The sequence below is a fragment of the Aeromonas sp. 130281 genome, from assembly GCF_056642115.1.
The window spans coordinates 1-613 of sequence record NZ_JBWVQS010000024.1; the positions used below are offsets into that span (position 1 = coordinate 1).

The following is a 613-nucleotide window of genomic DNA, read 5'->3' on the forward strand; positions in this document are numbered from 1 at the left end:
CGCCCCCAGAACATCGCCGCTGATGGTGGCGCCATCGTTGGTGCCGGTGATGGTGACGGTCACGGTTTCGGTGGCGGTGCCATCGACCGAGCTCACCTCGAAGGTCTCGACACGGGTGTCCCCGGCGCCCAGGTACTGCACATCGGCGTTGGCCACCTCGTAGGTCCAGGTGCCGGCCGCGGTGATGCTCAGGCTGCCAAGGGCACCGCCGACGGTGGTGTCGGTGACGCTGCCGGTGTCGAAGACATCCTCGCCCTGATCCACGTCGGCCACGCTGAGGCTGCCGGTGTCGGTCAGCAGCGGGGCGCTATTGTCCTCGGTCACCGTCCCCAGAACATCGCCGCTGATGGTGGCGCCATCGTTGCTGCCGGTGATGGTGACGGTCACGGTTTCGGTGGCGGTGCCATCGAGCGAGCTCACCTCGAAGGTCTCGACGCGGGTGTCCCCGGCGCCCAGGTACTGCACAGCAGCGTTGGCCACCTCGTAGGTCCAGGTGCCGGCCGCGGTGATGCTCAGGCTGCCGAGGGCACCGCCGACGGTGGTGTCGGTGACACTGCCGGTATCGAAGACATCCTCGCCCTGATCCACATCGGCCACGCTGAGGCTGCCGCTG

General features: G+C 68.0%; 1 protein-coding gene. It reads right to left on the reverse strand.

Annotation, left to right across the window (positions count from 1 at the left end; all coding sequences use genetic code 11):
- Positions 1–613 (reverse strand): VCBS domain-containing protein (locus AC1IN8_RS21045; protein ID WP_479760499.1); only part of this gene is annotated, 613 nt, incomplete at both ends.